Raw genomic sequence first — 23,483 nt, 5'->3', positions numbered from 1 at the left:
CTACCGCAGCGGCTGGGTGTGCCAGATCCGGTCGATGTAGTCGCGCATCGACCGGTCGGACGAGAAGAAGCCGCTCCTCGCCACGTTCAGCACGGCCGAGCGCGCCCAGGTCTCCTGGTCGGCGTATGCCGCGTCCACGCGCGCCTGCGCCTCCGCGTAGTCCTTGAAGTCGGCGAGCGCCATGAACCGGTCGTCGTACAGCAGGTTGGAGACGAGCGGCTCGAAGACCGAGCGATCGCCGCCCGAGAAGTGCCCTGAGGCGATCAGGTCGAGGGTGGCCTTCAACTGCGGGTCGCTCTCGTAGTACTCGTGCGGGTGGTAGCCCTTCGCCTGCAGCTCGGCGACCTCGGGCTCTGCGAGGCCGAACAGGAAGAAGTGCTCGTCGCCGACCAGCTTGCGGATCTCGACGTTGGCGCCGTCGTCGGTTCCGATGGTCAGCGCCCCGTTCAGGGCGAATTTCATGTTGCCGGTGCCCGACGCCTCCTTGCCCGCGAGCGAGATCTGCTCGGAGAGGTCGGCGGCCGGGATCAGCGTCTCGGCGAGCGTGACGTTGTAGTTGGCGGGGAAGACGACCTTGAGCACGTCCTTCACGAGCGGGTCGCTGTTGACCACCTTCGCCACCGAGTTGATCAGGTAGATGGTCTCCTTGGCGATGCGGTAGCCGGGGGCGGCCTTCGCGCCGAAGACGAAGGTGCGCGGGGTGATCTGGTCGAGCGCGACCTTGCCGGTGATGATCTGCTCGTAAATGCTGACGATGTGCAGCAGTTTGAGGCTCTGCCGCTTGTACTCGTGCAGCCGCTTGACCATCACGTCCAGCAGGTGATGGCCGGGCAGCGCGACGCCGTCCCTCGCCTGCAGCAGGCGGTAGAGCCGGGTCTTGTTGGCCTCCTTGATCTTGACGAAGGCGTCGCGGAAGTCGGCGTCCTCCGCGTATGGCTCGAGCTCGGCGAGCCGCTCCAGGTCGGTCAGCCAGCCGGTTCCGAGGGTCTCGGTGATCAGACCTGACAGGCCGGGGTTGGCGAGCCGCATGAAGCGGCGCGGGGTAACGCCGTTGGTGACGTTCGTGAACTTCTCGGGCCAGTACTCGGAGAAGTCGTGCAACACCTTGTCGCGCAGCAGCTGCGAGTGCAGCTCGGCGACGCCGTTCACCTTCGAGCCGGCGACGGTGGCGAGATACGCCATGCGCACCGAGCGCTCGGGGTATTCGGCGATGATCGACATCTGCCGGGCGCGCAGCTCGTCGTCGGGATACGCGGCGCGCACCTCGGCGAGGAACTCGTCGTTGATGCGGTAGATGATCTCGAGGTGGCGCGGCAGCAGCCGGCCGAGCAGCTCGGTCGGCCACACCTCGAGCGCCTCGGGCAGCAGCGTGTGACAGGTGTAGGCGAAGCACTGCTTGGTGATCGCCCAGGCCGCGTCCCAGTCCAGTTTCTCGATGTCGACGAGCACGCGCATCAGCTCGGGCACCGCGATCACCGGGTGGGTGTCGTTGAGCTGGAAGATGACCCGCTCGGGCAGCGTCGTCACGTCGCCGTCGAGGATGAAGCGGTCGAGGAAGTCGCGGATCGAGCACGCGACGAAGAAGTACTGCTGCTGCAGCCGCAGCTCCTTGCCCTGGGGCGTCGAGTCCTCGGGGTACAGCACCTTCGTGATGTTCTCGGCGAAGGTCTGGGCGCGCACTGCGTCGGCGTAGTCACCGCTGTTGAAGGTCGGCAGGTCGAACGCCTTCGTCGCCTGCGCGCTCCACAGCCGCAGGGTGTTGACCTGGCCGTTCTGGTAGCCGGGGACCATGTAGTTGTACGGCATTCCGAGCACGTTCCAGGCGGGAACCCATCGGGTGCGCTCCACCCCGTCGCCATCCGTATAGGTCTCGGTGTGCCCGCCGAAGTCGACCTGCACCGCGTGCTCGGGGTGCGGGAACTCCCACGGGCTGCCGAGGCTGAGCCAGGTGTCCGGCTGCTCGACCTGCCGGCCGTCGACGAAGGTCTGGCGGAAGATGCCGTATTCGTAGCGGATGCCGTAGCCGATGCACGGCACCCCCATCGTCGCCAGCGAGTCGATGAAGCAGGCGGCCAGCCGGCCGAGGCCGCCGTTGCCCAGGCCCGGCTCGACCTCCTGCGCGCGCAGAGTCGCGATGTCGATGCCGCACTCGGCGAGGGCCTTCTCGGCGATCTCCTCGAGGTCGGTCGCGAGCAGCGCGTTGCCGAGCTGGCGACCCAGCAGGAACTCGGCCGACAGGTAGCCGACCATCTTGGCCTTCGTCTCGCGCACCTTGCGCGTGTTCTCGAGCCAGCGCGCGGAGAGGTAGTGCCGCACGGTGCGGGCGAGCGACAGGTACTGATCGTTCACGGTCGACCGCGAGAGCGTCACGCCCGCGTCGGTGTTCAGCTCGCGCAGGAACTCGCGCACGAAGCCGTCGACGGAATGCGGCGGCGAGGTCACGGGTGCGAGGGCAAGAGGGTGCGTGGGCTGGAAGCTCGGCCCGACGTGCCGCGACTCACTGGTCTGGGCCTCGTCGGCGGTCAGCGGGGTCTCGGGTCTGACGGCATCCAGCATGTCGAATTCGCTCACACTCGTACGCTAATGGCGGCAGGTTTCCTGGTTGTGACGACTTCAGGACACGATAGGTTCGCATCGTGGCGAACGACACGGATGCCTTTGCTGGAGTTCTGGGCCGGATTCCGCTCCTCGAGCCCGCCCCGGAGGTCGACGGGGGGCTGTTCCCCGCGAAGGCGTTCGCCGGCGAGGTCGTGCCGTTCGAGATCACGGCGTTCCGCGAGGGGCACGATCTGATCGGCGTCGACCTGCTGCTGCTCGACCCGTCCGGCGAGCAGACGGCGCACCGCATGCACCCGCTCGGGGTCGAGCACCCCGACCGCTGGGGCGCGCTCGCGCTGCTCGAGGCCGAGGGCGAGTGGCGCTTCCGCATGCAGGCGTGGGCGGACGAGTGGGCGACCTGGCGCGCGGTCGCCGACAAGAAGATCCCGGTCGGGGTCGACGTCTCGGTCACCTTCCAGGAGGGAGCGATCCTCGCCGAGCGCGCCGCTGCCGACACGCGCAGGCCGAAGGCCGAGCGGCGCATGCTCTCCGACCTCGCACGGATGCTCCGCGAGGAGGCCGCCCCGCCCGAAGCGCGCCTGGCCGCGGCATCCGAACAGCGCGTCGCCCAGGTGATGACCGAGCGCCCCGTGGTGTCGCTGCAGACCCTGTCGGAGACCCGCCGCATCGTCGTCGAGCGCAGCGCCGCGGGCGTCGGCGCCTGGTACGAGTTCTTCCCCCGCTCGATCGGCGCGAAGCGGCGCTCGGACGGCAGCTGGCAGTCCGGCACGTTCCGCTCGGCTGCCCTGCGCCTGCCCGAGGTCGCCGCGATGGGCTTCGACGTCGTCTACCTGCCGCCGATCCACCCCATCGGCCGCAGCTACCGCAAGGGCGCGAACAACGCGCTGACGGCGGGGCCGAACGATCCCGGCTCGCCGTGGGCGATTGGCAGCCCCGAGGGCGGGCACGACGCGATCCACCCCGAGCTCGGCACTGTCGAGGACCTCAGACACTTCCTGGGCAAGGCCGAACTGTCGGGCCTCGAGGTGGCGCTCGACCTCGCGCTGCAGGCATCCCCTGACCATCCGTGGGTCACGTCGCACCCCGAGTGGTTCACAACGCTGCCCGACGGCACCATCGCCTACGCCGAGAACCCGCCGAAGAAGTACCAGGACATCTACCCCCTGAATTTCGACAACGACTACGACGGGCTCCGGCATGAGGTGCGGCGCATCGTCGAGCACTGGATCTCGCTCGGCATCCGCATCTTCCGCGTCGACAACCCGCACACCAAGCCGCTGCGCTTCTGGGAGTGGCTGATCCACGACGTGAACGCGACGCACCCCGAGGTCGTCTTCCTCGCCGAGGCGTTCAGCCGCCCGGCGGTCATGCAGACGCTCGCGAAGGCCGGCTTCCAGCAGTCGTACTCCTACTTCACCTGGCGGAACACGAAGGACGAGCTCGAGGAGTTCCTCACCACCATCTCGCGCGACTGGGCGCCGTTCTACCGCGCGAACCTGTTCGTCAACACACCCGACATCCTCACCGAATACCTGCAGTTCGGCGGCCGGCCCGCCTTCAAGATCCGCGCCGCGATCGCAGCGACCGCGGGTCCGCTGTGGGGCGTGTATTCCGGGTACGAACTCTACGAGTCGGTCGCCCGGCCGGGCGCCGAGGAGTACATCGACAACGAGAAGTACGAATTCAAGCCGCGCGACTTCGCCCGAGCGGCCGCGTCGGGCGACTCGCTCGCGCCCTACCTGACCATGCTGAACCAGGCCCGCAATGCGCACCCCGCGCTCCGCCAGCTGCGCAACCTCACGCTGCACAGCTCGGACGATGACGCCGTGCTGGTCTACTCGAAGCACCTCGAGGCGCGCTTCAGCCGCTCAGGCAAGTCCGACACCGTGATCGTGGTCGCGAACGTCGACCCGCACTCGGTGCGCGAGACGCTCGTGCACCTCGACGTCACCGCGCTCGGGCTCGAGCCCGGCGCAGAGTTCGAGGTGCGCGACCTCGTCACGGGGCAGCGCTGGAACTGGTCGGCGCGCAACTACGTGCGGCTCGACGCCTTCTATGAGCCCGTGCACATCCTCCACGTGAAGGAGCCCAGCTGATGAGCAGTGTCACCCTGCCCCGCATCGCCGACGAGACGCTGCAGTCTCTCGCCGAGGGCCGCCACCACGAGCCGCACGCCGTGCTGGGCCAGCATCCGATCGCGACAGGCACCGTGGCCGACCCGGTCACCGTCATCCGCACCCTGCGCCCGCTCGCGAGCTCGGTGCACGCGGTGCTCGCCTCGGGTGCGCACGTCGAGCTCGCGCACATCGGCTACGGCGTCTGGCAGGGCGTGTCGATCACGGGCCTCAGCGACTATGTGATCGAGGCGCGCTACGAGAACGGCAGCGTGTACACCGCCGACGACCCGTACCGCTTCTCCCCCACGCTCGGCGAGGGCGACACCTGGCTCATTCAGCAGGGCCGCCACGAGGAGCTCTGGAACGCGCTCGGCGCGCACGTGCGCGAGCACTGGGGCGTCTCGGCACCCGTGAAGGGCGTGTCGTTCGCCGTGTGGGCCCCGAACGCGACGGCCGTGCGCGTTGTCGGCGACTTCAACGGCTGGGACGGCACCGGGCACATGATGCGCTCGATGGGCCCGAGCGGCGTGTGGGAGCTCTTCGTGCCGGGCCTCGCCGCCGGCGCGCTCTACAAGTTCGACCTGCGCACGAGGTCGGGCGACTGGGTGCGCAAGGCAGACCCGCTCGCGCAGTACACCGAGGTGCCGCCCGCCACGGCATCCGTCGTCGGCGAGAGCCGTTACGAGTGGGGCGACGCCGACTGGCTGGCCGCCCGCCGCACGAGCCACCACGACAAGCCGATCTCGATCTATGAGCTGCACTTCGGCTCATGGCGCCCGGGGCTCTCCTACCGCGAGGCCGCCGACCAGCTCATCGAGTACGTCACCTGGCTCGGCTTCACGCACGTCGAGTTCCTGCCGCTCGCCGAGCACCCCTACGCGCCGTCGTGGGGCTACCAGGTGACGGGCTACTACGCGGCGACGAGCCGCTTCGGGCATCCCGACGACCTGCGCTATCTCATCGACCGCCTGCACCAGGCCGGCATCGGCGTGATCATGGACTGGGTCCCCGGCCACTTCCCCAAGGACGACTGGGCACTCGCCCGCTTCGACGGCCCGCCCCTCTACGAGCATCCCGATCCGCGCCTCGGCGAGCAGAAGGACTGGGGCACCTACGTCTTCGACTTCGGCCGCACTGAGGTGCGCAACTTCCTCTACGCGAACGCGCTCTACTGGCTCGAGACCTTCCACGTCGACGGCCTGCGCGTCGACGCGGTCGCCTCGATGCTCTACCGCGACTACTCGCGGAACGACGGCGAGTGGACGCCCAACATCCACGGCGGCCGCGAATACCTGGAGGCGATCGGATTCCTGCAGGAGACGACCGCCACGGCGTACAAGCGCTACCCCGGCATCATGATGATCGCCGAGGAGTCCACGAGCTGGAGCGGCGTCACGAAGCCCACCGACCAGGGCGGCCTCGGCTTCGGCTTCAAGTGGAACATGGGCTGGATGCACGACTCGCTGCAGTACATCGAGCGCGACCCGGCCTACCGCTCGTACCACCACAACGAGATGACCTTCGCGATGGTCTACGCGTACTCCGAGAACTTTGTGCTGCCGATCAGCCACGACGAGGTCGTGCACGGCAAGGGCTCGCTGATCGACAAGATGCCGGGCGACCACTGGCAGAAGCGAGCCAATCTGCGCGCATTCCTCGCGTTCATGTGGGCGCATCCTGGCAAGCAGCTGCTGTTCATGGGGCAGGAGTTCGGCCAGTGGGCCGAGTGGAACGAGCAGAAGGGCCTTGACTGGCACCTGCTCGACTACCCCGACCACCACGAGATCGCGGAGCTCGTCGCCGAGCTCAACCGCGTCTACCGCGCCAACTCGGCGTTCTGGCGCTACGACGTCGAGCCGCGCGGCTTCGAGTGGATCGAAGCGGGCGACGCCGAGCACAACGTGCTCGCCTTCCTGCGTTGGAGCGAAGACGGCCCGGTCGTGTGCGCCTTCAACTTCTCGGGCGCGCCGCATCTCGGCTACCGCCTCGGCCTGCCGTTCGCGGGCGGCTGGGACGAGATCGTGAACACGGATGCCGCAGCCTACGGCGGCTCAGGGGTGGGCAACCTCGGCCGCATCCACGCCGAGGAACGCGGCTGGGGCGGCCGTGCCGCGAGCGCCGAGGTCAACCTGCCGCCGCTCGGCGCGGTGTTCCTGCGCCCCGCGCCCGCAGCGCCGCCGGAGCCCGCAGCGCCGGCTTGAAGAGAGGCTGAGGCGGAGCCCGAGGCACTCACCTCGGACCCGGTCGCGGAGTTCGCGGAGCATCACCTCGAGGCGATGGCCGAGGTCCCGCCGCCGGTCTTCGACATCGACGCCCCTGAGGTCGCGTCGCTCACCCCGTTCACCGAGGTGCGCCCCCGCGCCTGGACGTGGATGCGCCCCGGCGCAGGCAGCTAAGCCCGACCATCTTCCGACGGTTTGTCGAAGGGGGTGTTGTCAGCGTAGGTGTCTGGGTCGTCGGCCCAGGGGTCGGGTGGGGGTGGTGCGGGCATGATGAGGTCGGGTCGGGTTTGGTAGTGCCGGCCGGACGGGCTTATCCAGTCGAGGATGCCGTCGGCGTACTGCCGTAGTGTCCACCCGGTTTCGTGTTTGACGTAGTGGTGGTTCTCGCACAGCCCGGCGAGGTTGCCTTCGGCGGTCTTCCCGCCTTTCGCGTAGTCGTTCGTGTGGTCGAGATCGTCCGGCGGTCTCGGGCAGTTCGGGGCGCGGCAGTGCTCGTCGCGGATGCGGATCATGCGTTTCAGCTCTGCCGGGATGCGGTAGGTGGTGCGGTCGAAGTCGCGGATCGCGCTCGTGATCGGGTCGGTGAGGATGCGGCGCAGGCTGGGCGCCCGGGTGATCAGCTGCCGTGCGGCGACCGGGTCGATCATGCCGACGCCGGGGATCCTCCCCGGTGCGGCATCGTCGCCGGCGGCGGTCGCGGCCGGGATGAGGACCTCGATGCTGATCGGCGCCTTGTCGACCAGCTTCTGCCGCTGCACCCGCGGCCGCGTGGCAGCAGGCCCGGCACCGTCGGGCCCGGCGTCGGCCGCCGGAGTCCCGTCAGTCAGGGCCGCCTGGTCGCCGCCGTCGCCGTCGTGGTCGCTGTCGCAGGTGGCGACTTCTCCGTTCATGAGGAGCTCGACGAGGAAGTCGGCCTCCAACTGGCCCCGCGTACGCGAATCGCCGTCCTGGCGGGCCTCCCGGGCCGCGTTCGCCAGGCCCGTGCGGATCACGGCCGCATCTCCCGCGTCAAGGTACGCGCTCAGCGTGGCCATGCCGTCCCGGGCGCCGTCCACACTCACATTCCGCCGCGCCCAGGCGCGCGAATGCCGGTCGGCGAGCCTCTCCGGATCGTTCGCGTCGAGGACCTCGCGGGCCTTCTTCGCGAACAAGCCCGGCGAGAGCCTTCGCGCGTACGGCAGCAGCGCCTCCTGCGCGTCCCCCGCAGCAAGGACGTCCAAATCGGCGACCTCGCGCGCGATCGTGACGGCGTGCCCGAAGGAGATCTCCCCGCACGACAAGGCCAGCAAGGCGAGCTGGCACTTCTGCGTCAGCGTCCACGCCTCCGCAAGCTGCCGCTGCGCGGCATCCGTGCCCGTATTCGATGCCGCCGCGAGCTCCAGCGCGAGTGAGCGCTGATGCGCGTTCAACCGCCGATCCAACGACACGGTGGGGTCGAGCTCGACGTCGAGCTCGGCCTGCAGCACCGCCTCCTCCCCGAGACGACCCAAAAGCTGCACCCGCTCGGCCTGCAGCCCCGCGATCGCGGCGTCGATCTGCCGCACCCGATCCCACACCGGTGGCCGCCCCGCGGCCGCCAACTCGCCCGCCGACAGCCCGAACCCCGGGGAAGAGTCTTCCCCGGTATCGAACTGATCTGCGATGCTCACGAAACCCACGCTACCGACCACCACCGACATTCACGATGACATGTTCGAGCCTGTGGAAAGCCGGTTTATGACTCCGGGTCAACGAAGCCGAGTCGGCCATAGAGCTGGCGGGCGGCCAAGGATGTGCCCTCTCCGACTCGCAGCGACAGCGTCTTGTCGCCCGTTGACGCGCACGCTGCGATCGCGCCCGAGATCAGTGCGCGCCCGACCCCGCGTCCGCGCAACTCGGGCCGCACAAAAAGGTCAATGACAAACGGACCCGGCAAGCCCATATCCCAAATCGATGCATTCACGGTGAGGATCGCCCAGATCCGCAGCGCCAATTTCAGGCGGGTACGCCACGAGGTACATCTCGGCCAACGCCTCACGATCTGCCCTGCTGATCTCCTGCAGCGTGACACCCGCGGCAAGCGCGGCGCCCCCATGAGAGGACGGCAGCTCAAGAACGCGCAGATCGCTCATTGCGCTGTTCAGTACAGCAGCGACGCGAGCCGCCCCCGCGCCTTGATGACGCGCGCGTCCTCGACACCGACGACTTCGAAGAGCTCCACGAGGCGCTCGCGTACGCGGTTCTTGCCGGCGGCATCCAGCTTCGGGAACAGCGTCAGCAGGCGGTCGAAGGCGTCCTCGACATGCCCGCCCGACAGGTCGGCGTCGGCGACATCGAGCTGTGCGTCGACGTCGTCGGGCGCAGCCGCCGCAGCGGCGCGGATCTCCTCCAGCGTCTTCCCCTGCAGTCGGTGCAGCAGGCTGACCTGCGCGAGGCCCGCCTTCGCGTCGTGGTCTGCGGGGTTCTGCGCGAGCGCCTTAGTGTAGGCGTCGATCGCGGCCTGGTAGTCGCCGCGCTCGATCGCGTCGTACGCCTCCTGATGCAGGGGCGGAAGCGGGGCGGGCTCGGGTTCCGCGGCAGCGTCGGCCTCGGCATCCGTCTCCTCCACTGGAACCGTACCGGTGACCCCGTTCTGCGCGGCGAACGCGAGCACCTGCTCGATCGCGTCCCTGATCTCGGGCTCGGGCAGCTCGCCGACGAACAGTCCGATCGGGCGGCCGCCGATCACTGCGGCGACCGTCGGAACCTGCTGTGCCTGGAACGCCTGCGCGAGCTGCGGGCTGCGCTCGGCTTCGACCCGGGCGAGCACGAAGCGGCCCGCGTATTCGCGCGCCAGCTTGATCAGCGTCGCCGACAGGCGCGTCGACTGCTCGGCCCACGATGCCCACAGGTCGACGAGGACGGGCACGGTGCGCGACACCTCGACCAGCTGCGTGAACGTGCGGTCGTCGACGTCGACGACAAGACGGGAGCCAGCGGATGCCTCCCCAGAGGCCGTCTCCGCAGCGGCCGGGTCCGGCCTGTTCACCAATCCGGAAAGATCGACCGCACCACGCAGGCTTGCGGCCCGCGCGGCCCTCTCGTCACTCACTATGGCAGCTCCTTCGCACCGATCACGGCCTGCGCGAAGCCGAGCAGTCGGATCTGCTCGTCGGACTCGGCAGGCGGCACATAGAACAGTAGCTGGTAGCCGTAATCGGTCTCCAAACCCTTGCTCGTCTTCGTGAGCCCGGTGAGCGCTGCGGTGGGGCCGTCCGGCTCGCTGAGGGTGATCTCTGCTGCCGGGTCGGTGGGCTTGATCGTCTGCGTCTCGAGCACGTTGGTCACGACCAGCGCGCCGGCGTTGTTCGTCGCGAGGGCGATGGGCGATGCCGTTCCGGGCTGGTCGGCGTACGCCAGCGTCGCCGCCGACTTCTTGTCCGTCAGCTCCTTGATCTGCTGCGCCTTGAAGTCGGCGCCGACCTGCTTCGCGAGGCTGTCGTGCTCGAGGTCGAACAGCTTGACGCTGTCGCTGCTCTTCCCGAGCGCGAGGACGCTCGCGTAGTCCTGTGCGAGTTTGCCCGTCTGCACCTTGAGCAGCTTGGACTCCGGCGGCACCGAGATGGCGCCGATGTTCGCGGGGGCGAGGTCGGGGATCTTCGCGCCGCCGAGCATGGTCACCGAATAAGCGACCTTGTAGTTCTCGCGCGGACTCGCCTGCGTCAGCGTGAGGTCGAGCGGAGCCGCGTTCTTGTTCGCGGTGTCCTCGACGATGACGTTCACGACGCGCGGCCACATGTCGGTGGCCTGGGGCAGCACGATCGACAGCTTCGCGTTCTCGGGGATCGCCGCGGGCGCCGCGTACTGCGGCTTGGCGTGCCTGATCTTGTAGTTGACCTGACGCTCGGTGAGCGCCGCGCCGGTGAAGCGCGTCGCGGCCAGGTTCGCGTCCAGGTTGGCATCCGCGGTCTTCGCGGTCGCGGCGATGCGGGCGACGATGTTCTTGAGCTGCGGCTCGGTGACGGCAGGTGCCGGGTGGTCCGTGCCCTGGCCGGGCAGCTGCGTCGCGAGCGGTGTCGTGGTCGCCACCGGCGTGGACGACTGGCCGATGGCAGGCCAGTAGTCGGAGGAGCAGCCGGCGAGCGTGAGCGCCCCGGCCAGCACGACCGGCACGGCGATCAGGCCGCGGCCGAGCGAGCGCCGCCCGTGCGTCTCGACGGGCGCCGGCCCGACCTCGCGCATGCGGCGTGCGCGCGGCGGCTTGGGCAGGCGCGGCGGCCGGCCGTTGCTACCGCCTCGACGCGGCCCGCGGCCGCGCCTCAGGTGGCGCAGCGCGAGGATGTAGAACACGATCCCGGCGATGGCCAGCAGGCCCCCGAGCACGATGAGCGGGCCGGCCCACGGGGTGCGCGTGTCCATCGGCCACGTCAGCGAGACGCTCTGAGGCGCCGCGTGCGCGCCGTCCGTCGCGATGATCACGCTGACACCGTCGGGCACGTTCATGGTCGTCTTCGCGGCCTTGGCGCCCGTGAACTGCTCGAGCCACAGGTCACTGCCTGCCGGGTTCGGCGCCTTCGGGTCGAGCGAGGCGGACTGATCGGATGCCGCAGCCGAGGCGCTGGGCGTCGGCGTGCCGCTCGGCGGGGGGGTCGCAGACGCCGAGGCCTTCGCGGACGGGGCCGGCGTTGACGTGGCATCCGTCTTGCCGCCCGTCGCCGACTTGCCGTCGCGCACGAGCGTCGACGTGAGCTTGTCGGTCTGCGCGTTGTAGCTGACCCGGGTGTACGGCTCCGTGCCGACCCAGGCGATCACGTCGGCCGTGCGGCCGTAGGCGACGAACGGCGACGCGGCACCGGAGACCGTGAGGGTCTGCTGACCCTCACGGGCGTTCAGCGTCTTGCCGGAGATGACGATGTAGGGCGCGCTCTGACGGACGTCTGCGGTCGCGGTCACGCTCGCGGCTGGTGCCCAGATCGTACGCTGGGCGATGCCCACGCCGATCATGATCGCAGCGATGAGGAACGCCGCGATGGCAATGACGAAACGCACGAATAGATCCTTCCTGGCCCGCTGGGCGGGTATTGACCGGCGGCCAAAAGTCACCCCAGGCTATTCGATGCGCCTGGGCGGACCCGGAACGAACCCTGAACGCGGCGTCCGGCGCGCCTGCCGAGGCTTGTAGCATTTCTGGGGTACGGCGCGATGCTGCGCCGCTCCCCCGCCCCGCACCACCTCGATCACCGGAGAGCCAGCAGTGTCCGAAGAGTCAGAGTTCACCCAGGTCTTCCGCGGCTACGACAAGGACGAGGTCGACAAGGCGCTGCAGGAGCTGCGGCGCGAGCTGATCAAAGCCAACACGCAGGCATCGGATGCCGGCAAGGAGATCAAGCGGCTGAACGGCCGCATCGACGAGCTCAACGCCGAGATCGAAGAGGTCGGCAGCCCCACCTTCTCGGGCCTCGGCACGAAGCTCGAGAACACGCTGCGCGTCGCCGAGGAGCAGTCGACGCGCATGATCGCGCAGGCGGACATCGACGCGGAGAAGCTGCGGGCCCAGGTCGCCCGCGAAGCCGAGCAGATCCGGGCCGCCGCGAAGGAACAGGCGGAGCGCGTGGTCAATGAGGGGCGCGCCCAAGCCGCCTCCGCCCTGCAAGACGCGCAGATCGAGGCGAACTCGATCATTGCTGACGCGAAGCGCGACGCCGAGCAGCTGCTGCAGGACGCACAGCGCGAGGCCGCCGCGATCCGCGGCGCCGTCGCCACCGAGGCGGCGGAGGTGCGCGCCACGAGCAAGCGCGAGGCCGCCGCCGCGAAGTCGGAGGCGGAGCGCGAGGCCGCGGAGGTGCGTGCCGTCGCCGCGAAGGAGGCGCAGGCGAGCCGCGAGGCCTCTGCCGGCCTCGACACCGAGGTCGCCGAGCGCCGCGCGGAACTCGAGCGCGAGCTCGCAGACGCACGCAACCAGCATGAGGCCCAGCTCGAGGCCGAGCGCATCGCGCACCGCCAGGATCTCGCGCAGGCCGCAGCCGCGCAGGCCGCGCAGCTCGAGGCCGAGCTCGCCGAGCACCGCGCGAGCCTCGAGCAGAAGCGCATCGACCACGAGAACGAGCTCGCGCGGCTGCGCCAGGCCGCGCAGGCGGAGGCGGAGCAGGCGCGCCACGACGCCGAGCAGGCACGCATCGACCTCGAGGTCGAGCTCAAGTCGCGCCGCGACGAGGCCGAGAAGGAGCATCTTGCTCGCCACCAGGAGGCCGTCGCCCAGACGCAGCGTTTCCTCGACGATGCGAACCTGCAGCTGGCCGACGCCCTGAAGCGCGCCAGCGACGCCCGCGAGGAGGCGAAGGCGATCGAGACGGATGTCCGTGCCGAGGTGCACACGAAGCGCAAGGAGGCCGAAGCGGAGGCCGCCACGATCATCAGCGACGCCGAGGACCGCGCCAAGGCGGCCATCGAGGACGCCGAGAACCGCACCCGCAAGCTGGTCGACGACGCCGAGGACCGCCTCTCGCAGATCCGGATCGAGCGTGAGTCGGTCGCCGGCTACTTCGAGAGCCTGCGCGGCGCGCTCGCTCAGGCGGAAGAGGTCTCGTCCTCCAACGGGGAGTAGACCCTCGCAGATAACCTGAACGCGTGAGGATCAAGAACGCGTTCACGCTGGGACTCGTCGGAACGCTCGGCGTCGGCGTCGGCTGGCTGATCCTCCAGTCGATCGTCAATCTGTCGACGGTCATCACCTACATCGGCGCCGCGCTCTTCATCGCCCTCGGCCTCGAGCCCTTGATCGAGTTCCTCGCCAAGCGCGGGGTGCCCCGCTGGGCATCCATCGTCATCGTCTTCATCGTCGTCCTCGGCGTCGCCGTCGGCGTGGTCTGGGCGGTCGTTCCGGTGATCGTGCAGCAGAGCAGCCAGCTGGTTCAGTCCGTCACCGACTTCGTCAACCAGGGCACCTACCAGCAGTGGTACCAGTGGCTGCAGAACCAGTTCCAGCCCGGTGTCGTCGATAACGCCATCACGCAGGTGTGGCATCAGCTGCAGAGCAACCTCGGCACGATCACGGGCGGCGTGCTGCAGGCCGGCCTGGGCCTCATCTCAGGCGCGTTCGGCGTGCTGATCGTGCTGATCCTCACGATCTACTTCGCGGCCAGCCTCAAGAACATCAAGCGCGGCGCCTACGCGCTCGTCCCCGCGAGCAAGCGGAAGCGCTTCATCGACATCGCCGAGCAGGTCACCGACTCCGTCGGCAAGTACGTGATCGGGCAGGTGTCGCTCGCGCTCGTCAACGGCATTCTGTCGTCGATCTTCCTCAGCATCATCCGCGCGCCGTACCCGATGCTGCTCGCCGTCATCGCCTTCCTCTTCTCACTGGTGCCCCTGGTGGGCACGCTGACGGGCTCGGCGATCATCTGCCTGCTCTGCCTCCTGCTCGGCTCGCCCCTGACCGCGCTGGTCGCTGCGATCTACTACCTCGTCTACATGCAGGTCGAGGCATACGTGCTCAGCCCGCGCATCATGAACCGCGCGGTGGCCGTGCCCGGTGCCCTGGTCGTCGTGGCGGCCCTCGCCGGCGGCACTCTGCTCGGGGTGCTCGGCGCGCTCATCGCGATCCCGTTCGCCGCCTCAGTGCTGCTGATCGTGCGGCAGGTCGTGATCCCCCGCCAGAACGAGTTGTAAGGCTGACGCCTTACAACTCGTCGGCCGCGCCTATTTGTGCGCCGCCGCCCCTGCGGCGCACCGCGGTCGGGTTTCGCAGTCCCCACGTTCGCGGGCGAACAAGTCGCCCGCTCGTAGAGCGGCTTGCGGCTTGCTACAGCTCGTAGGTCTCGGGCAGGGGCAGCGCCGCAGGATTCGTCGCGCGCACGATCTCGGTGAGAACCGTGCGGGTCTGACTCTCGCCGACCCAGAGGTGCTTGCCGCCCGGCACGGCGATGAACTCGGCCTCGGGGACCGCGGCGCGGAAGATCGGCTCGGCCTCGGCCGGCCGCAGGAAGTCGTCGTGCTCGGGCACGAGGACGACCATGCGCTTGCCCGAGCCGTGCCATGCGGCGAGTTCGTCGCGTGTGGCGCGCTTGAGGGGCGGCGAGAGCAGGACGGCTCCTTCGACCTCGTCGTGCGCGAGGCCGTATTTGATCGCCACCTCGGTGCCGAACGACCAGCCCACGATCCACGGGCGAGGCAGGCCGCGCTCGCGTGCGAACCGGACCGCCGCCTCAAGGTCGAAGCGCTCGGTGATGCCCTCGCCGAAGGCCCCGTCGCTCGTGCCGCGCGGCGACGACGTGCCCCGCGTGTTGAACCGCAGCACGGCGAGATCGGCGAGCGCGGGCAGGCGAGCGGCCGCCTTGCGCAGGATGTGCGAGTCCATGAAGCCGCCCTGGGTCGGCAGCGGATGCAGCGTGATGAGAGTGGCCACCGGCTGCCCGCCCGTCGGCGTCGCCAGCTCGCCGACGAGCCGCAGCCGGTCGAGGGTGGTGAACTCGATGTCCTCGCGCTCGGCGGGCAGCTCGATCGGGCCCCTGATCTCGACGGCGGTCATGCGATCCTCCAGCAGTGGGTGTGCCAATGGCGCCGTCCGGCGAGGTCGGCCTTGTCGCCGAGGACGCCGTCCGCGCGCCAGACAGCCACGTGCTCGACGCCCGGGGCGATCTCGCGTCCGCAGCCGGGGCAGACGTAGCCCTTGCGGGCGTTCGCGGCTGAGATCGGCTGCACGGTGTAGCTCGTGCCGCGGCGCGTCTCGGTGCGCCGCCAGCCGAGCGTCAGGCGCTCGATGTCGAGCTCTTCACGCTCGTCCCCGGCGGCCTTGCGACCCCGGGGACGATTGCTGCGTGGCATCCATCAAGCCTATGTCAGCGCTCAGTACCAGCCTGTTGACTGCGAGTGGCTCCAGGCGCCGCACGGGTTCGTGTAACGGCCGGTGATGTAACCCATGCCCCACTTGATCTGCGTCTCGTAGCTGTTCTGCCAGTCGGGGCCGGCGCTCGACATCTTGCTGCCGGGCAGCGCCTGCGGAATGCCGTAGGCGCCGCTCGGGTTGGAGGCGTGCACGTTCCAGCCGGACTCGCGGTTCCACAGGGAGACGAGGCAGCTGTACTGGTCGTTGCCCATGCCGAGCGACGCGAGGTACTGCTGCGCCCACGCCTGGGCGGTGCCGGGCGCCGCGGCCGGAGCCGTGGGCGCCGCAACCGCAGCCGCACCTCCCGTTGCGGCCTTGGCCGTGGTCTGGGTCGGTTTCGGCGTCGGCTTCGGTGTGGGCTTGGGCGAGATGGTCGCGCTGTACTGCTCGCGCTCGACCGACACGGGCTGGTAATCGGCGCCTACGTCGAGAGCCTGGGGCTGCTGGCCGGCATAGCGGTCGGGCACGTGCGCGAACCGCACGGAGGCGTCTGCGGTGGCGAAGCTGTTCGGGTTGACCAGGTTGATCATGAAGAACCCTGCAATCGCCGCGACGGCGAACAGGACCACGATCGGCCGGGACTTCTTCTTGAAGGAATTGTGCATAGTTGTGACGGGGCGACTGGAGGCCCGGGTGACCTCCCTGCGTGCTACGCGTCTGCCCACGATCACAGAACCATAACGGCGGGCTGTGCGGATGCCAAACCCGACCGGCCGGAGATCACCGAACCGCCAGCATCACGTCGACGACGGAGTCGAGCAGCAGGTCGACCTGGGCCTCGGCGTAGCCGCCGCGCTGCGGCCGGAACGTGACCGTGCGGACCTCATCGACCGTGACGGCGAGGCCTTCGGAGAAATACCTGATCAGACGAGCAGAAAAGCGGTCGACCTCGAGCGTGCTGTAGCCCAGGGTGAACGGCCCGGTGCGCGTGAAGCGCTGCTTGTCCGGGCGGTCCAAGCGGTTGACGATCACCTGCGCGAGCTCGCGCGCCCTGCCGAACCACTCCTTTTCTCCGAGTTCACTCCGAGCGCGCTGCCGCTCGCGCTCGGCGAAGACATCCTCGAGGCGCTCGAGCGCCGCATCCACCGCGTCCGGCTCGTATCCGGTCTTCGTCAGGTCGAAGGCCGTCCGGCGGATGTCGACGGCGCCGAGCCCGCGAGCACGCCCGTCGAACACGTCACGCGCCTTCTCGAGGAACGCATCGACCTGCTCAGGGTCATAGCCGCGCTTGCCGCGGGCGACGGTGGGGAAATTCGACATGGAGCTCCTCGGTTCGGGCGCTTCAGGAGAACAGCGGATAGAAGATCAGGTACAGAGCATAGGTCGCCGCCATCGACGGCAGGATCGAGTCGAGGCGGTCGAGCACTCCCCCGTGGCCGGGCAGCCAGCCGCTCATGTCCTTGATGCCGATGTCGCGCTTGATGAGCGACTCGGCGAGATCACCGACCGTCGCCGTCACCAGCAGCACGGGGCCGAGCACGAAGCCGAACCACCACGGCACGTGGAGCATGAGCCAGGACAGCAGAATGCCGGCGACGATGGCCGCCGCTGCCGCCCCCGCGAAGCCCTCCCAGGTCTTGCTCGGGCTGATCGTCGGCACCATCTTGTGGCGCCCGAAATTGAGGCCGGCAGCGTATGCGCCGGTGTCGGTCGCGACGACGACGACCACGGCGGCGATCAGCCACCACTTGCCGTTCGGCGACGCCTGAGGCGAGACGAGAAGCACCGCAAAGCTCGCGAGCAGGCCGACATATGCCAGAACGAGAATGGATGCCGTGACGTCGCGCAGCAGCGCCTGAGCGCCTCTCCGGCGCGAGGGCCAGGCCTCTTCGATCAGCCGCCAGAGCACGACGAAGGCCATGCCGGCCATCGTGACCACCCAGCGCCACTCCGAATCGAGGTAGTACGACGCCGGTACCACCGCGAGCGCCGCGATGACGCTCGCCGTACGGGGGATGTCGCGACCGCTGGCGCGCAGCGCCGTACCGAGCTCGACGACGCCGAGCGCGATCGCCGCAGCCGCGAAGACCATGAACAGCTCGGTGAGGAAGATCACGCTCGCGAGCACCAAAGCGCCGGCGCCGACGCCGATCGCGATCGCCAGGATCAGGTTGCGGCCGGTACGGGCGCGGATGCGCTCGTTCACCTCGTCGAACTGGGCACGAGCATTGTCGAACTGCGCGCGCGACTCTTTGAGCTGCCGCTCGAGATCGGCGCGGGCGGCCTGGGCTTGCGCCTTGAAGTCGGGGCCTTGCGGCCGCTGCGCCATGGGTGTCAGACCTCGAGGAGTTCGGCTTCCTTGCGGGCGAGGGCCTCGTCGATCTGGTCGACGTGCTTCTTCGTCAGACCGTCGAGCTCCTTCTCACCGCGGGCGATCTCGTCCTCGCCGACCTCGTTCTTGAGGGCGTCGAGGTCGTCCTTGGCGCGGCGGCGGATGTTGCGGATCGAGACCCGTGCCTCCTCCGCCTTCGCGCGCACCACCTTCACATAGTCCTTGCGGCGCTCCTCGGTGAGCTCCGGCATCGTGATGCGGATGATGTTGCCGTCGTTGTTCGGCGTGACACCGAGGTCTGCGCGTGCGACGATCGCCTTCTCGATGTCCTTCAGCGCGCTCTTGTCGAAGGGCTGGATCAGGATCACGCGCGCCTCGGGCACCTGCAGCGAGGCGAGCTGCTGCAGCGGGGTCGGGCTGCCGTAGTAGTCCACCAGGACGCGGGCGAACAGCGCCGGGTTCGCACGGCCGGTGCGCACCTCGGAGAAGTCCTCCTTCGCGGCTTCGACGGACTTGCCCATGCGTTCCGTCGCGTCGGACAGGACATCAGCGATCACGGTGGCTCCTTTGTAGAACTGTCCCGTCGATTCTATCGGCGAGAACGGCGCCGACGGCGGACCGACGGCGTACGTGCTAGTGCGTGACGAGCGTGCCGATCGGCTCGCCCAGGATGGCGGCCTTCACGTTGCCGTCGGGCTGCATGCCGAACACCTGCATCGGCATCCGATTGTCCATGCAGAGGCTGAACGCGGTCGAGTCGACGACCTTGAGCCCGCGCTGCAGCGCGTCCTGGTAGGTGAGGCGGTCGATCTTCGTCGCAGTGGGGTCGTGCTTGGGGTCGGCCGTGTAGACACCGTCCACGCCGTTCTTCGCCACGAGCACGGCGTCCGCACCGATCTCGAGGGCGCGCTGGGCGGCGACGGTGTCCGTCGAGAAGTACGGCAGGCCCGCGCCCGCCCCGAAGATGACGATGCGGCCCTTCTCGAGATGCCGCTCCGCGCGGCGAGGGATGTACGGCTCAGCGACCTGCGTCATCGCGATCGCCGACTGCACGCGGGTTTCCGCGCCGGCCTGCTCGAGGAAGTCCTGCAGGGCGAGCGCGTTCATGACGGTGCCGAGCATGCCCATGTAGTCGGCACGGCCGCGGTCCATGCCGCGCTGGCTGAGCTCAGCGCCGCGGAAGAAGTTGCCTCCGCCGACGACGACCGCGACCTCGACGGTGCGCGCCGCGTCCGCGATCTCACGGGCGAGCGCGGCGATCACGTCGGGGTTGACCCCGAGCGAGCCGCCGCCGAACGCCTCACCGGAGAGCTTCAGGAGGACTCTGCGCTTCGTGTCGTCGGCCATCGTGTGGTTACGTCCTTCCTGGTGCAGTGAGCTGCGTGTTCTGCTCTGTCGTCGAGGGTATCGGGTGCCGGGCACCCGTGCGCGGAGGCGCGAAAAAGGGGTCCGGATGCCTCAGGCATCCGGACCCCTGCATGGTGTGCTACGCGCCGACCTTGAAGCGCGCGAAGCCGGTGATGGCGAGGCCCGCGCTCTGCGCGACCTTGCCCACCGTCTGCGAGTTGTCCTTCGCGTAGTCCTGCTCGAGCAGGGCGACCTGCTTGTAGTAGGCGCCAAGACGGCCCTCGACGATCTTCGGGAGGATCGCCTCGGGCTTGCCCTCCTGGCGGGAGATCTCCTCGACGATGCGGCGCTCGTTCTCGACCTTGTCGGCCGGAACATCGTCGCGCGTCAGGTAATCGGGGTTCGCGAAGGAGATGTGCTGGGCGATGCTGCGCGCGGTCTCCTCGTCGGAGCCCGTGTAGGCGACGACGACGCCGACCTGCGGGGGCAGGTCCTTCGAGGTCTTGTGCAGGTAGATCGCGAACGCGTCACCCGACAGGTATGCCACGCGGCGCAGCACGATCTTCTCGCCGATGACGGCGGCCTGGTCCTCGATCACGTCGGCGACGGTCTTGGTCGCGGCGGGGGCGGCGAGCGCCTCTTCCAGCGTCTTCGCGTCGGCCTGCACGACGGCCTCGAGCACGCCGTCGGCGAGGGCGATGAACTTGTCGTTCTTGGCCACGAAGTCGGTCTCGCACGCGAGCTCGATGAGCCACGCCTCGTTGCCCTTCTCACGAGCGGCCACGAGGCCCTCGCTCGTCGAGCGGTCGGCGCGCTTGGCGTTGCCCTTCGCGCCCTTCAGGCGCAGGATCTCGGTCGCCTTCTCGAGGTCGCCGTCGGCCTCCTCGAGCGCCTTCTTGGTGTCGACCATGCCGGTGCCGAGCTGCTCACGCAGCGCCTTGATGTCGGCGATGCTGATGGTTGCCATTCTGCTGGAACTCCCTGTTGTGAGTGTTGTGAGCTATGTGACGGAGTGCGAGTGCTTACTCGGCGCTGGCGGCCGGCTCGGCCTCCGCGACCTTGGCGGTCTCGGCGCTCGACTGAGCGGGGGTCGCCTCGTCGCCCTCTGCCGTCTCGCCCGCGTTCAGCAGCTCCTGCTCCCACTCGGCGAGCGGCTCTGCCTCTTCGCCCTCGGTCTGGCCGTGCTTGGACATGAGGCCCTCAGCGGCGGCGTCCGCGATGATGCGGGTGAGCAGTGAGACCGAGCGGATCGCGTCGTCGTTGCCCGGAATCGGGAAGTTGACCTCGTCGGGGTCGCAGTTGGTGTCGAGGATGCCGACCACCGGGATGCCGAGCTTCTTCGCCTCATCGATGGCGAGGTGCTCCTTCTTGGTGTCGACGACCCAGATCGCGCTCGGGGTCTTCGTCAGGTTGCGGATGCCGCCGAGCGACTTGTGCAGCTTGTCGAGCTCGCGCTTCTTGATCAGCAGCTCCTTCTTGGTGAAGCCGCTGGTGTTGCCCTCGAAGTCGAGCTCCTCGAGCTCCTTCATGCGGGCGAGGCGCTTCGAGACGGTACTGAAGTTGGTGAGCAGGCCGCCGAGCCAGCGCTGGTTGACGTACGGCTGGCCGACGCGGGTCGCCTGCTCGGCGATGGCCTGCTGGGCCTGCTTCTTGGTGCCGACGAAGAGGATGGTGCCGCCGTGTGCGACGGTCTCCTTCACGAAGTCATACGCCTTGTCGATGTAGGTGAGCGACTGCTGAAGGTCGATGATGTAGGAGCCCGAGCGCTCGGTCAGGATGAAGCGCTTCATCTTCGGGTTCCAGCGGCGGGTCTGGTGCCCGAAGTGGACACCGCTGTCGAGCAGCTGGCGCATGGTGACGACGGCCATGATCGTTCCTTTGTTCTTGAGGTTGACAGTCCTGGTGCCCGACACGCTCCCGCCCGCGGCGATGTCGCCGTTCGGGACCTGAGGGAGTTGTGCCGCCGGAAGTCGCCGGCAGATGGGCACGCGTAGTCACCCCGACGAGCGGGGTGCTCGCAAAGTCTATCAGCTTGTCTCGCGCAGTTCGGGATGCCGCTTGAGGAACAGCGCCTCGGTCTGCTCGAGCGCGACGCCCTTCGTCTCGGGCACGCGGAACAGGACGAAGAAGAACGACAGGGCGGCGAAGACGGCGTAGATCGTGTACGTCCACGGCAGAGACCACGACGACAGCGGCGGGAACGTCTCGGAGATGATGAAGTTCGCGATCCACTGCGCGGCCGCGGCCACACCCAGCGCCCGAGCGCGGATGCGGCTCGGGAAGATCTCGCCGAGGAGCACCCAGACCAGCGGACCCCAGGTGGCGCCGAACGCGATGATGAAGACATTCGCCGAGATGACCGAGACGACCGCCCAGCTCGTCGGAAGGCTGAGCTGCCCGTCGTTCAGAGTCGCGAAGCTGAACGCGACCGCCTCGAGGCCGAGCGGGATCGCCATGCCCACCGAGCCGATCAGCAGCAGCACGCGGCGGCCGATGCGGTCCACGAGCGCGATCGCGATGAACGTCACGAGCACGTTGATGATGCCGCTGATCACGCTGAGCAGGAAGGCGTGGTCGCCGAGGCCCACGGCGGTCCACAGCGAGTTCGAGTAGTAGAAGACCACGTTGATGCCGACGAACTGCTGGAAGACCGAGAGGATGATGCCGACCCAGACGATGGGGTGGAGGCCGAAGGAGGGGCCCCGCAGCGTCGCCTTCTGGTTCTTCCTGTCCTCCGCGATGGCCTTCTCGATGTCGGCGATGGCGCCGTCGACCTCGTCGTGGGGCACGATCGTCGAGAACACCTTCTCCGCCTCGTCGCGCTTGCCGACGAGCAGCAGGTAGCGCGGCGACTCCGGAACCCGTAGCGCGAGGTAGCCGTAGACGATCGCCGGGATGACGCCGACGATGAACATCCACCGCCATGCGCCGAGGTTGAGCCACAGGGCGGCCGTCGCCTCGTTGCCGGCCGCACTGTTCAGGATGAAGTCGGACAGCAGCGCCACGAAGATACCGATCGTGATGGCGAGCTGTTGCAGCGAGGCGAGTCCGCCGCGCACACCCTTCGGCGCGACCTCGCCGATGTAGGCGGGGGCGATCACCGAGGCGATGCCGATCCCGAGGCCGCCGACGACGCGCCAGAAGCCCAGGTCCCAGACCGTCTGAGCGAGTCCTGCGCCGATCGCGCTGATGAAGAACAGGACGGCGCCGAGCAGCATGACGCGCGGCCGCCCCCAGCGGTCGGCGATCGCTCCGGCGATCCATGCGCCGACCGCCGAGCCGAGCAGCGCGATGGCGACCACGAAGCCCTTGACGAAATCCTCGGCAGGCCCCGACACCGCCGGGGCGACGATCTGCTTGCCGATGGCGTCGACGGCTCCGTTGATGACGGAGGAGTCGAAACCGAATAGGAAGCCGCCGACAGCGGCGGCGACTGCGAGGCCGGTCACCCGGCGGCGGAACTTCGGGTCGATCTGCTCGATTTCTCCGATGGACATCGCGTGTTCCCCTCTCTCTAGAGACACTCTTTCCCTCCACAGGCGCCGACCGCAACGGATTACGCACTGAAGTGCTGTCCGTGTCGGGGATCCCTCGCTCCGTTCTGCGAGGGTGTCGGCCATGTTGACCGCCAAGCTCGCCGCCGGCGCCGCGCTCGCCGCCGCCCTCGTTCTCGCGCCCGCGCGTGCGGCGGGAACGGATGCCACGGCCGCCGGCCCGCACTGGCGCTGGCCCACCTCGCCGCCGGGTGCGATCATCGAGCCTTTCGTCGCACCACCCGGGCCGTACGCCGCGGGGCATCGGGGCCTCGACGTCGCCGCGTCGCCCGGTCAGTCCGTGCTCGCGCCGACCTCGGCGGTCGTGCAGTTCTCCGGCGTCGTCGTCGACCGCCCGGTGGTGACGCTGCGGGTCGACGAGCACGTGCTGGTGAGCTTCGAGCCGGTCGCGACCGAGTTAGCGGTCGGAACGCCGGTAGCCGCGGCGCAGCAGTTCGGCGTCGCCGCCCGGGGCGGCCATTGCGACGAGCGGTGCATCCACGTGGGGGTGCGTGTCGACGGCGAGTACGTGTCGCCGCTTGCCTATTTCGCGGGCATCCCGCCCGCGGTCCTGCTGCCGCTGAACTGACG

At 68.8% G+C, this 23,483-nt stretch carries 21 protein-coding genes; 5 read left to right on the top strand and 16 right to left on the bottom strand.

Annotated features, from left to right (window positions below):
* Nucleotides 1-2,571, bottom strand: a complete 2,571-nt coding sequence (locus ABD708_RS05155) for a glycogen/starch/alpha-glucan phosphorylase (RefSeq protein WP_425553247.1) — start codon at nt 2,569-2,571, stop codon at nt 1-3.
* A gap of 65 nt (nt 2,572-2,636) precedes the next feature.
* On the opposite strand from ABD708_RS05155, the gene ABD708_RS05150 reads away from it, so the two are divergent.
* Both ABD708_RS05150 and glgB read left to right on the top strand, forming a co-directional pair.
* Nucleotides 2,637-4,655 (top strand): alpha-1,4-glucan--maltose-1-phosphate maltosyltransferase, encoded by a 2,019-nt coding sequence (locus ABD708_RS05150; RefSeq protein WP_425553246.1) that lies wholly within the window; start codon nt 2,637-2,639, stop codon nt 4,653-4,655.
* Complete coding sequence (gene glgB / locus ABD708_RS05145; protein ID WP_344752230.1) at nt 4,655-6,877, top strand: 1,4-alpha-glucan branching protein GlgB; 2,223 nt, start codon at nt 4,655-4,657, stop codon at nt 6,875-6,877. Before ABD708_RS05150 ends, glgB begins: the two co-directional genes overlap by 1 nt.
* 191 nt (nt 6,878-7,068) lie before the next feature.
* Here the strand turns inward: glgB and ABD708_RS05140 are convergent, their stop codons facing one another.
* From ABD708_RS05140 to ABD708_RS05120, 5 genes are all read right to left on the bottom strand, one after another.
* Entirely contained in the window at nt 7,069-8,547 is a 1,479-nt protein-coding gene (locus ABD708_RS05140; protein ID WP_344752229.1) for an HNH endonuclease signature motif containing protein, read from the bottom strand.
* A 65-nt stretch (nt 8,548-8,612) separates the two neighbouring features.
* Entirely contained in the window at nt 8,613-8,819 is a 207-nt protein-coding gene (locus tag ABD708_RS05135; protein WP_344753338.1) for a GNAT family N-acetyltransferase, read from the bottom strand.
* The gene (locus tag ABD708_RS05130; protein ID WP_344753397.1) at nt 8,791-9,009 is read right to left on the bottom strand and encodes a hypothetical protein; all 219 of its coding nucleotides are present in this window, start codon (nt 9,007-9,009) and stop codon (nt 8,791-8,793) included. Before ABD708_RS05130 ends, ABD708_RS05135 begins: the two co-directional genes overlap by 29 nt.
* An 8-nt stretch (nt 9,010-9,017) precedes the next feature.
* Nucleotides 9,018-9,968: a tetratricopeptide repeat protein gene (locus tag ABD708_RS05125; RefSeq protein WP_344752228.1), complete on the bottom strand. Its 951-nt coding sequence runs from the start codon at nt 9,966-9,968 to the stop codon at nt 9,018-9,020.
* Nucleotides 9,968-11,905: a DUF8094 domain-containing protein gene (locus ABD708_RS05120; protein ID WP_344752227.1), complete on the bottom strand. Its 1,938-nt coding sequence runs from the start codon at nt 11,903-11,905 to the stop codon at nt 9,968-9,970. The genes ABD708_RS05125 and ABD708_RS05120 overlap by 1 nt, the downstream gene beginning before the upstream one ends.
* A 205-nt stretch (nt 11,906-12,110) precedes the next feature.
* On the opposite strand from ABD708_RS05120, the gene ABD708_RS05115 reads away from it, so the two are divergent.
* Nucleotides 12,111-13,460: a DivIVA domain-containing protein gene (locus tag ABD708_RS05115; protein WP_344752226.1), complete on the top strand. Its 1,350-nt coding sequence runs from the start codon at nt 12,111-12,113 to the stop codon at nt 13,458-13,460.
* Nucleotides 13,461-13,483: 23 nt separating this feature from the next.
* Nucleotides 13,484-14,524 (top strand): AI-2E family transporter, encoded by a 1,041-nt coding sequence (locus tag ABD708_RS05110; RefSeq protein WP_344752225.1) that lies wholly within the window; start codon nt 13,484-13,486, stop codon nt 14,522-14,524.
* Between the two features lie 133 nt (nt 14,525-14,657).
* Here ABD708_RS05110 and ABD708_RS05105 read toward each other — a convergent pair whose 3' ends face one another.
* From ABD708_RS05105 to ABD708_RS05060, 10 genes are all read right to left on the bottom strand, one after another.
* The gene (locus ABD708_RS05105) at nt 14,658-15,383 is read right to left on the bottom strand and encodes an alpha/beta hydrolase (RefSeq protein ID WP_344752224.1); all 726 of its coding nucleotides are present in this window, start codon (nt 15,381-15,383) and stop codon (nt 14,658-14,660) included.
* Nucleotides 15,380-15,679: a hypothetical protein gene (locus ABD708_RS05100; RefSeq protein WP_344752223.1), complete on the bottom strand. Its 300-nt coding sequence runs from the start codon at nt 15,677-15,679 to the stop codon at nt 15,380-15,382. Before ABD708_RS05100 ends, ABD708_RS05105 begins: the two co-directional genes overlap by 4 nt.
* Nucleotides 15,680-15,700: 21 nt before the next feature.
* On the bottom strand, nt 15,701-16,345 hold the full coding sequence (locus ABD708_RS05095) for an aggregation-promoting factor C-terminal-like domain-containing protein (RefSeq protein ID WP_344752222.1): 645 nt from the start codon (nt 16,343-16,345) through the stop codon (nt 15,701-15,703).
* A gap of 115 nt (nt 16,346-16,460) precedes the next feature.
* Entirely contained in the window at nt 16,461-17,000 is a 540-nt protein-coding gene (locus ABD708_RS05090; protein ID WP_344752221.1) for a DivIVA domain-containing protein, read from the bottom strand.
* A 22-nt stretch (nt 17,001-17,022) separates the two neighbouring features.
* Nucleotides 17,023-18,009: a phosphatidate cytidylyltransferase gene (locus ABD708_RS05085; protein ID WP_344752220.1), complete on the bottom strand. Its 987-nt coding sequence runs from the start codon at nt 18,007-18,009 to the stop codon at nt 17,023-17,025.
* A 5-nt stretch (nt 18,010-18,014) separates the two neighbouring features.
* Nucleotides 18,015-18,569, bottom strand: a complete 555-nt coding sequence (gene frr, locus ABD708_RS05080) for a ribosome recycling factor (RefSeq protein ID WP_344752219.1) — start codon at nt 18,567-18,569, stop codon at nt 18,015-18,017.
* A gap of 76 nt (nt 18,570-18,645) precedes the next feature.
* The gene (gene pyrH / locus ABD708_RS05075) at nt 18,646-19,359 is read right to left on the bottom strand and encodes a UMP kinase (protein ID WP_344752218.1); all 714 of its coding nucleotides are present in this window, start codon (nt 19,357-19,359) and stop codon (nt 18,646-18,648) included.
* 139 nt (nt 19,360-19,498) lie between these two features.
* Nucleotides 19,499-20,326 (bottom strand): translation elongation factor Ts, encoded by an 828-nt coding sequence (tsf, locus tag ABD708_RS05070; RefSeq protein WP_344752217.1) that lies wholly within the window; start codon nt 20,324-20,326, stop codon nt 19,499-19,501.
* Nucleotides 20,327-20,381: 55 nt separating this feature from the next.
* Entirely contained in the window at nt 20,382-21,227 is an 846-nt protein-coding gene (gene rpsB / locus ABD708_RS05065) for a 30S ribosomal protein S2 (protein ID WP_344752216.1), read from the bottom strand.
* A 159-nt stretch (nt 21,228-21,386) separates the two neighbouring features.
* Nucleotides 21,387-22,856 (bottom strand): sugar porter family MFS transporter, encoded by a 1,470-nt coding sequence (locus ABD708_RS05060; protein ID WP_344752215.1) that lies wholly within the window; start codon nt 22,854-22,856, stop codon nt 21,387-21,389.
* 121 nt (nt 22,857-22,977) lie between these two features.
* On the opposite strand from ABD708_RS05060, the gene ABD708_RS05055 reads away from it, so the two are divergent.
* Entirely contained in the window at nt 22,978-23,481 is a 504-nt protein-coding gene (locus ABD708_RS05055) for a peptidoglycan DD-metalloendopeptidase family protein (RefSeq protein WP_344752214.1), read from the top strand.
* The last annotated feature ends 2 nt before the right edge of the window (nt 23,482-23,483 follow it).

The sequence above is a fragment of the Gryllotalpicola koreensis genome (assembly GCF_039538185.1).
Lineage (GTDB): Bacteria > Actinomycetota > Actinomycetes > Actinomycetales > Microbacteriaceae > Gryllotalpicola > Gryllotalpicola koreensis.
The sequence above is the reverse complement of the archived record's forward strand: the minus strand, read 5'-3'. Positions and strand labels throughout refer to the sequence as shown.

What these genes read in the sequence shown, in the direction of transcription:
- glgB (WP_344752230.1), top strand. Translation starts at nt 4,655, where the DNA reads ATGAGCAGTGTCACCCTGCCCCGCATCGCCGACGAGACGCTGCAGTCT.
- ABD708_RS05135 (WP_344753338.1), bottom strand. Translation starts at nt 8,819, where the DNA reads ATGGGCTTGCCGGGTCCGTTTGTCATTGACCTTTTTGTGCGGCCCGAG.
- ABD708_RS05130 (WP_344753397.1), bottom strand. Translation starts at nt 9,009, where the DNA reads ATGAGCGATCTGCGCGTTCTTGAGCTGCCGTCCTCTCATGGGGGCGCC.
- ABD708_RS05105 (WP_344752224.1), bottom strand. Translation starts at nt 15,383, where the DNA reads ATGACCGCCGTCGAGATCAGGGGCCCGATCGAGCTGCCCGCCGAGCGC.
- ABD708_RS05100 (WP_344752223.1), bottom strand. Translation starts at nt 15,679, where the DNA reads ATGCCACGCAGCAATCGTCCCCGGGGTCGCAAGGCCGCCGGGGACGAG.
- ABD708_RS05095 (WP_344752222.1), bottom strand. Translation starts at nt 16,345, where the DNA reads ATGCACAATTCCTTCAAGAAGAAGTCCCGGCCGATCGTGGTCCTGTTC.
- ABD708_RS05090 (WP_344752221.1), bottom strand. Translation starts at nt 17,000, where the DNA reads ATGTCGAATTTCCCCACCGTCGCCCGCGGCAAGCGCGGCTATGACCCT.
- ABD708_RS05085 (WP_344752220.1), bottom strand. Translation starts at nt 18,009, where the DNA reads ATGGCGCAGCGGCCGCAAGGCCCCGACTTCAAGGCGCAAGCCCAGGCC.
- pyrH (WP_344752218.1), bottom strand. Translation starts at nt 19,359, where the DNA reads ATGGCCGACGACACGAAGCGCAGAGTCCTCCTGAAGCTCTCCGGTGAG.
- tsf (WP_344752217.1), bottom strand. Translation starts at nt 20,326, where the DNA reads ATGGCAACCATCAGCATCGCCGACATCAAGGCGCTGCGTGAGCAGCTC.
- rpsB (WP_344752216.1), bottom strand. Translation starts at nt 21,227, where the DNA reads ATGGCCGTCGTCACCATGCGCCAGCTGCTCGACAGCGGTGTCCACTTC.
- ABD708_RS05060 (WP_344752215.1), bottom strand. Translation starts at nt 22,856, where the DNA reads ATGTCCATCGGAGAAATCGAGCAGATCGACCCGAAGTTCCGCCGCCGG.
- ABD708_RS05055 (WP_344752214.1), top strand. Translation starts at nt 22,978, where the DNA reads ATGTTGACCGCCAAGCTCGCCGCCGGCGCCGCGCTCGCCGCCGCCCTC.